Consider the following 7,863-nt stretch of genomic DNA (forward strand, 5'->3'; position numbering starts at 1 on the left):
CCCGAGGCTATTCCTCGGGGCCTATTTTTGTTCGTAATGGGCGACTAAATTTGTTTCTAGTACTCAAGTTATGGATAATAGACCGCCTAGGTCGAAAAACCTTATGTTTACTGACAACAATATCGTTGTTTAATACTAATAATCTGGGTTTTTCAATTGGATTTGTTAGAGTGTGTCCCCATATAACGTAAGGAGGTCGTCATTTAGAGGCTGAACTCTCTTTTTGAGCTGATTAATAATATTTTTATGTATTAATCACCAATGTGTTGGACACTGGATAAGCCCTCTATAGTCGAAGTTGTAGCGAATAAGTGATTGCTCAATGCAATGGCCTTTCGTTGCCACTCCCACTGTAATGGGAAAAACAGTCAAATTAAATTGCTGACTTCTGATTTAACGCATTGTCGCTATATCCAAAGCAATTTAAATTGTTGGACGAACTATTTAAAGAATTTTAAGGTTGGAATGATTGATGTCTGATGTATCAACAAACGTAGCCGATACCACGCCTGTAATGCAAACCGTGTTAGACACGTTAAATTCCGGCTGGGGGTATTCAATTGGCGGTATCATTTTAGTGATTGCTGCTGGTTATTTTGTGGTGAAAAAACTGAATACACCACGTTTTGTTATTGCGCAAATTCGCCGCCGTAACATGAAAGAGATGAAAAAGCTTGGTACTACTGAAAATACCGAAGCAATGGTCGATTTAGATAAGCTGCTCGATTCTGTAGAAGCTTACGCGACTAAACAAGGTATGAGCGGTAATGATATGGCGAAACTATTAACGCCACTTCAGCAAGTTAGCCAAAAGAAATCGGCAACGAGTTTCTATCACTCTATGGCTCACATCGCAAAAAATATTGGCGATACTGGCCTAGCTAACACACTGACGAAAAAATCTAAGCAAGTGAAAGCAAGTTCACCTTTAATGGCTGGCTTGTTAAAACGCGCTGGCGTTTAATTCTAGTCAGTACTAGTAATTCATAAAAAAGAGCCGCAATCTGATTGCGGCTCTTTTTTTATTCAATTTATGGACGACGCTGTGCATAAACCCAATTAATAATCCGGGCATTATCCAGTGTTGGTACCCAAGAAAAATGATTATAAGGTGTGTTATAAGCACGCATAATGTCATCACTATATAAGGTGATATGGATGTTTTTCGCCCCTTTACGTTTCAAAATATCGTACATCATCGTCGAGGTGTAACGTGTACAGATATGATCGTTGAGAGCATGCGCGAACCACATTGGTACTGAGGTAATATCGCTGTCAGAAAGTGCGTTTTCCATTTCCTGATAGCTTGATTCATATTCGGCTTGGCTCAAACGTAACGCATTTGGGCCCGCATTAAATTTGTATGCTAAATCATAACGATCTGACAATGGGACGATCGTATCTTTTGGTGCAATCACCAGCGCGGCAGCAAACAGTTTTGGATATTGCATGATGAAGCGTAAAGCTGCGCCACCGCCAGAAGATGCTCCTGAAATATAAACGCGGTTTGGTGTGACTTCACCACTCTTAATAAGAGTTTGGATGAGTTCATACTTTGCTGTGTTATAACGCTGCATTTGTTCAAATTGGTCGGGAACATCAGCAATACCAAAACTGTAATTTTCTGGATATTGAACCGACAAAACCGCTGTTTTTTCGTGGTGCTCTATCCAAGTGGTGGCACCGCGATTCGCTTCTAAGTTAGCACGTAGATAAGACGATTTGAGCACTTCACCTCCACCATGTTCCCACACCATAAGCGGAGTCGGTGATTGACTATTGGGTAGGTAGAGCCAATATGAAAGTGTTGTACCATCTTTTGCTGTAAAGGTGTGGTGTTTGAATTCATCAACAGTACGAATCTTAGTGTAGTAGTTCAATTGATAAGTGCTGAGAGCCTTAACGGAACTGTCGATTTGGAGACGCTCCAAGTTTTGTGTATCAAAGTCTGATAAACCGATCGTAAGACTTTTCCCATGGACTTTAACACTTGTCACCTTGATGGCTTTGGATACCGTCGATGGAGTGTCATTTGTGGCACTAAAGATCGCATGGACGATAAAGCGCATTCCTTCGAAATGATTTATATTGACCGGGTGTTGGAATTCATAGGTCAAACTATCTAAGCGTTTACCAAAGTCACCAATATACATATTGGCGTTGACTTGCTGTATCGCTAATTCATCGGATGATGGGGTGGCCTTATTATTCGTTTGGACACAACCAGTTAGAACTAAACTGATTCCTAGAATGATGGATAAAATACGTAACATTGAGGTGTCTCATGGGTGTTGATGAGCATTAACATAAGATGAAACTGATAAAACTATAATAACTGCTTGTTTAATCTAATATTAATGTTCAATTTAATTACTTAAATTTAAAGTCGATCATACTCTTTTCTGACGTGAATAACTTCCACTTTTTTTTCAAAATGCTGTCATAATTGCTCACAGTTTTATTCATTTATAAGTGATCTATATCATACTTTGGCAACTTGAATTTAGACTGTCACAAACCACTGCTATGCTCAAAATATGAGTTTAACTTTCACTGTTTTGGGAGTTGCTATGACAGTTTTAGCTGCGGTTTCGATGAGTATTGGCTGGTTAATGGGTAGTAAGAAAAAGCAGGCAAGTTTTGCCGTTTCTTCTATCAGAAGTAAAATAATCAGTTGTTTACGAACTCGTGATTTTTCATCACCGACTCACCGTATCACATTGCTAGAGCTTGAAAGCCTACAAGATGTATTGTCACACAAACAATATTACAAAGTAGCGTCCATGTTTGAAGAGTATATTGTTTTATTGCGTTTGTCTGAATATAAAACCGAGCAGAAAAAGGGATTTAGGTCTCGTTGTGGTCAGCCCTACCAACAGCTGTTGAAAAACAGCCTTTGCCAGATTTATCGTCAGCTCAACTAGTCAGTGGTTGGGTTGTTTCATAGATAAAAAGACTCTCAGTAACCTGAGAGTCTTGTCCTAAGAATCCATTAATTAGCGTGTCAGTAGCTCTTTTAATCCATGAGGCTGACAGCGCAAGTATTGTGGGCTCACCGAAATGGTCGCGCCTAATTCTGCCGCTGCATGCCATGGCCAACGTGGGTCATATAAAATGCCACGAGCTAAGCCTATCGCGTCGGCTTTATCTTCTATAAGAATCTGTTCTGCTTGCTTCGCATCAGTGATAAGACCAACGGCAATGACCGGCATTTCAACTGCTGCTTTAATTTGCTCGGAGAAGGGGACTTGGTAGTTCGGGCCAACCTGGATTTGCTGATGCTCAGTTAAACCACCGCTAGATACGTGAATATAGTGACAACCGCGTTTATCTAATGCTTTTGCCAACTCGATGCTTTGTTCCACATCCCAACCGTTGTCTGCCCAGTCTGTGGCACTAATACGAATACCCACCATAAACTCTTCAGGCACTGCTGATTTAATCGCATCAAATACGGCCAATGTTAAACGCATCCGATTTTCGAGGGAGCCGCCAAATTCATCATTACGTTGGTTACTAATTGGAGATAGGAATTGATGCAATAAATAGCCATGAGCAGCATGAATTTCAACGCCTTTAAAACCAGCAGCTAGAGCGCGTTTTGCACCCGCAACAAACTGATTAATGATGGTATCAATTTCGTCGGTGTTTAATGCTCTAGGCGTTGGATCTGTTGCCGCGAAAGGAACAGCGCTTGGCGCTACTGTTTGCCAGCCATTTTCATCTGTTGGTGCGATAGGCGCGCCATTGTTGTTCCATGGCTTGTCTGTTGACGCTTTACGACCAGCATGGGCGAGTTGCATTACGAGCGGGGTTGAGGAGTAGCGGCCGACATTTTCCACGACATGCTGCCATGCCGTTTGGCATTCTTCGTTCCAAATGCCTGCGTCTGCGTAGGATATCCGTCCTTCAGGAGCAACGGCGCTGGCTTCAACAATAAGCAATCCTGCACCGGATTGGGCAAGAGTACCGTAGTGTTGCTCATGCCATGGTCTTACGACTCCGTTTTCAGCAGAGTACATACACATAGGTGCAATGATGATTCGGTTATTGGCTGTCAGTGGGCCAAATGAGATAGGTGTGAATAGCTGAGCCACGTCGCCTCCTTATAGAGATTTTGTGAGTAGCCACAGAGAGTCATAAGAAACCGTCACTCTGTGTAAGTTGTTAAGGAAGATATGGGGATAAAATTAGAAGAATAAAGGGGGAGATGATTGCCAATTTAATGATAGAAAAACCTACTATTGCCACTAAGTATGATTAACCCAAAATACTATTGATATGGTTTATACCCAAGTAACAAGGTTACTTGGGTATAAGGTATAGAAAGCTAGGCTTTAAGCGTATTGAATATGGCTGTCAGGTTGCGCTTCAGATGGTTGTTCTTCTGCAGTATCAAGCTCGCCAAGATGGTGCTCTAATCCCAGTATCTCACTGGTTTGGCGTAGAACTTGTTGGTTGAGTTCTGGATCATCATGCAAGGAACGACCAAATGATGGAATCATTTCTTGGATCTTGCTTTGCCATGAATCACTTGCCATCTGTTCACCAAAACATTGCTGAAGCAAATTAAGCATAATCGCAGCAGAAGTCGATGCGCCAGGTGATGCGCCGAGCAACGCGGTTAAACTACCATCGCTAGAACTTACTAACTCGGTACCTAAACGTAGTTGGCCACCTTTCCCAGGCTCTTTTTTAATGATTTGTACGCGTTGACCTGCTTGGCATAGTGTCCAATCATTGGCTTTAGCTTGTGGGAAAAAGTCACACAGTGCTTGGTGACGATCAGCATCGCTTTGACGTAGTTGCCCAACTAAGTATTTGACTAAGTTGAAATTATGTACGCCAACTTGAGCCATGGGAACCATGTTGTATGGCGTTAATGATTTGAACAGGTCGGTCAGAGAACCATTTTTAAGGAACTTGCTGGAAAAGCTCGCGAAGGGCCCAAACAACAACATACGCTTACCATCAATAACTCGAGTATCAATATGTGGTACGGACATTGGTGGTGCGCCAACAGAAGCTTTGCCGTAGACTTTCGCGCTGTGTGCTTGCACAACGTCAGGATTCGTTGTGACTAAAAATTGTCCGCCAACTGGAAATCCTGCGTAATTTTTCGCTTCAGGAATGCCAGATTTTTGTAGTAGGCGTAATGAAGCGCCGCCGGCACCAATGAAGACATGTTTGGCTTTAACTATGCGAACTTGGTTATGTTGGTTACCATCCGCAACGGCTATCGACCATGAGCCATCTGCTAAACGTTCAATATCGCGAACTTCGTGATTGAGATGTAAGTTAAAGCCAGCACTATCTTTTAGTTGGGTGATCATTTGGCGAGTGAGTTCACCGAAGTTTACATCAGTGCCGATGCGCATACGAGTCGCAGCGATGGTTTGCTTTGGATCGCGCCCAGCCATCACTTCTGGAATCCATGAAGCAATTTGTTCTGGATCTTCAGAGTAAGCCATACCATCAAAAAGTGGGCTACGGTGAAGTGCTTGATAACGCTTGCGTAAAAAGTTCACATTATCGTCGCCCCAAACGAAGCTCATGTGTGGGACACTGGTGATAAATTCAGATGGATTATTCAGCCAACCTTGCTCGGTTAAATAGGCCCAAAATTGACGAGATATTTGGAATTGTTCATAAATAGCGATGGCTTTATCAATATTGATCTGACCATCTTTCTGTTCAGGGGTGTAGTTAGCCTCAGCCAACGCAGAATGACCAGTACCAGCGTTATTCCAGCCGTTTGAACTTTCGAGAGCAACATCGCCTAGTCGTTCGAATAATTCAATTTTCCAATTAGGTTCTAATTGTTTTAACAAAGTTCCTAAGGTTGCGCTCATTATGCCGCCACCGATAAGAACTACGTCTGCCAGCTCGTCTTCCTTTGCGTCAGAATCTTGCTGGTTCAATCCATTATGACCAGTTACATTTTTCATTGGGGATTACATCTCTTCACTTGCTAATGTTCGAATTAAACCTGTCCGCTACTTTTTTTGTCCAAACTTACCCGTAAGACACACGTCAAAAAGCGATGCAATAATCAATCGCTAAATATAATGATGTTCAACTATGAAAACCGCCGGATGTTGTTTCGGAGGAAGTAAGAGCATCGAGTCTGTGTTTCATGTGGGTAAATTCACTGCTGCTTTTTGTTCTACGTCAAAATTTGCTGCAGGAACTTCAAGTCAATATACCACCATCAAAACCAGTAACAAGTGGTTACGAATTTATTAATGCTGTTTACATTGACACACACCACAAATGCGATATTTATCACTTATTCTTAACATAAGAAAAGGCACTTAATGTGCCTTTTTTTGTCACAGCTCATGATATTAAACTAGCTCAGCCCTAACAGACGTTAACTGCCACCGAATAACATCAAAAACACAAAATAAAATCACGCTGATTCCAAGCACTGGAAGTGCCAAACTTAATACCAAAGTTGTTAACGCAATCAGACACTTTATTGGTATTGAAAGTGGAGCCCAAGCTTGACGTAATGGTGTAAAACCATTGCCGGCTTGTGGTCGTTTTTTCCACCACATGGCGTAGCCGAAAACGATAATACAGCAAAGAGAAATGCCAAACAGAGCCAAAATGATCTGATTTATCAGGCCAAAAAGAACGCCCATATGGGCATCGATACCCCAGCGAATTAGCTTGGCGACTAGAGGGAATTTCTCAAACTCGGCATGGCTGATCACTGACAAATTTTGTGGATTAATTGCGACTGAATCGACTTGTGTTGGCCAACGACGATCAATCTCTTTTACCATCCATGCTTGGTTCTTTTGGTAGGCTGGAACGATCTCAATTTTATTGGCATCAATACCAAAATGTCGCGCTGTTGCCTGTATTTCATCAAACTTTTCCGTTTGAATCGTCACTGGTACGGCTTTAGCCTGTGGGATGTGACGGCTAGGAGTAGGAGTTACCCAACCGATGGTGTGACGCCATTGGGCGATATTAGCGCCGGCCCATTTAGACCAAGTTAATCCCGTTGCAGAAAAGAACAGGAGTCCAAGGCTTATCCATATACCGATTCGGCTGTGATTATGACGATGACGGGCATAGGTGTTGAACTTAGTGCGACGTTTGGGGGCCTTCTGTCGCCACCACAAGATAGTGCCACCCAATGCGGCTATCCACATCCAAGAGGCTGCTAATTCACTGTAATACCTTCCGACATCACCAAGCAATAAATCTTTGTGCATAAAATCAATGGCAATTCGCAGCGGCAATACACCACTTGTACCATAACTGGCTAACGTTCCACGTATTTCAAGCGATACGGGATCAACAAACACGGTACGGGCTTGATATTTTGTTAACGTAGGGTCACGAAAGAGTACTCGTGTGGTATCTCCGGGCTGAGGCGCCGGACGAACAGACTTAATAGTTAATGGTTTATCAAGCGACTGCAGTGCTGCATTGACTTGTGTGCTAAGTGGTTGAACCTTGCCTTGAGCTGGGGCGGTTAATTCATGATGATACACCCAACCTTCCAATTGTGGTGTTAGTACATACAAGGTGCCCGTTAAGGCGGCGATAAAAATAAATGGGCCAATAAAAAAGCCAATATAAAAATGTAGGCGGCGTATAAACGCTATCAAATCAGAGTGCTGGTTCATTTTGAGCGATTCATTATTTATGCATAGGCGAAATCACGGCACTTTTGATCAAAGTGTCGTTAAGCCAATTTGATTGAATGCTAGCCAAGTGGCTAGGTGAGTTGGTCTGTCTCAAATTCCATTGAGATACCTGTGCCAGTTAATGCTGACTAGGCTAGAGGCCTAGTTATACAAAATTGTGTGGCGGGGGGGCTCTAGAACGATAGCGATATTGGGG

The 7,863-nt window shown here is 42.6% G+C and carries 6 protein-coding genes; 2 read left to right on the forward strand and 4 right to left on the reverse strand.

Annotated features, from left to right (window positions below):
• The first annotated feature begins 472 nt into the window (after positions 1-472).
• Entirely contained in the window at positions 473-964 is a 492-nt protein-coding gene (locus F9817_RS17240) for a hypothetical protein (protein ID WP_161157401.1), read from the forward strand.
• Between the two features lie 67 nt (positions 965-1,031).
• Here the strand turns inward: F9817_RS17240 and F9817_RS17245 are convergent, their stop codons facing one another.
• Positions 1,032-2,273, reverse strand: a complete 1,242-nt coding sequence (locus F9817_RS17245) for a carboxylesterase family protein (protein ID WP_161157402.1) — start codon at positions 2,271-2,273, stop codon at positions 1,032-1,034.
• Between the two features lie 297 nt (positions 2,274-2,570).
• Between F9817_RS17245 and F9817_RS17250 the strand changes: the two genes are divergently transcribed.
• Positions 2,571-2,924 carry a hypothetical protein gene (locus tag F9817_RS17250; protein ID WP_161157403.1) on the forward strand — a complete coding sequence of 118 codons (354 nt, stop codon included), beginning with the start codon at positions 2,571-2,573 and terminating at the stop codon, positions 2,922-2,924.
• A gap of 72 nt (positions 2,925-2,996) precedes the next feature.
• On the opposite strand, the gene F9817_RS17255 is transcribed toward F9817_RS17250, so the two are convergent.
• The 3 genes from F9817_RS17255 to F9817_RS17265 form a co-directional block, all read right to left on the reverse strand.
• A complete protein-coding gene (locus F9817_RS17255) occupies positions 2,997-4,097 on the reverse strand; it encodes an oxidoreductase (protein ID WP_161157404.1) in 1,101 nt (366 codons plus the stop codon).
• A 240-nt stretch (positions 4,098-4,337) separates the two neighbouring features.
• Positions 4,338-5,948 carry a malate dehydrogenase (quinone) gene (gene mqo / locus F9817_RS17260; RefSeq protein ID WP_161157405.1) on the reverse strand — a complete coding sequence of 537 codons (1,611 nt, stop codon included), beginning with the start codon at positions 5,946-5,948 and terminating at the stop codon, positions 4,338-4,340.
• A gap of 399 nt (positions 5,949-6,347) precedes the next feature.
• A complete protein-coding gene (locus tag F9817_RS17265) occupies positions 6,348-7,646 on the reverse strand; it encodes a PepSY-associated TM helix domain-containing protein (RefSeq protein WP_161157406.1) in 1,299 nt (432 codons plus the stop codon).
• Positions 7,647-7,863: the final 217 nt, after the last annotated feature.

It is taken from the genome of Vibrio eleionomae, assembly GCF_009874545.1.
GTDB classification, from domain to species: domain Bacteria; phylum Pseudomonadota; class Gammaproteobacteria; order Enterobacterales; family Vibrionaceae; genus Vibrio; species Vibrio nitrifigilis.

Excerpts from the sequence above, each read along its gene's own strand:
- F9817_RS17240 (WP_161157401.1), top strand. The coding sequence starts at position 473 with ATGTCTGATGTATCAACAAACGTAGCCGATACCACGCCTGTAATGCAA.
- F9817_RS17245 (WP_161157402.1), bottom strand. The coding sequence starts at position 2,273 with ATGTTACGTATTTTATCCATCATTCTAGGAATCAGTTTAGTTCTAACT.
- F9817_RS17250 (WP_161157403.1), top strand. The coding sequence starts at position 2,571 with ATGACAGTTTTAGCTGCGGTTTCGATGAGTATTGGCTGGTTAATGGGT.
- mqo (WP_161157405.1), bottom strand. The coding sequence starts at position 5,948 with ATGAAAAATGTAACTGGTCATAATGGATTGAACCAGCAAGATTCTGAC.
- F9817_RS17265 (WP_161157406.1), bottom strand. The coding sequence starts at position 7,646 with ATGAACCAGCACTCTGATTTGATAGCGTTTATACGCCGCCTACATTTT.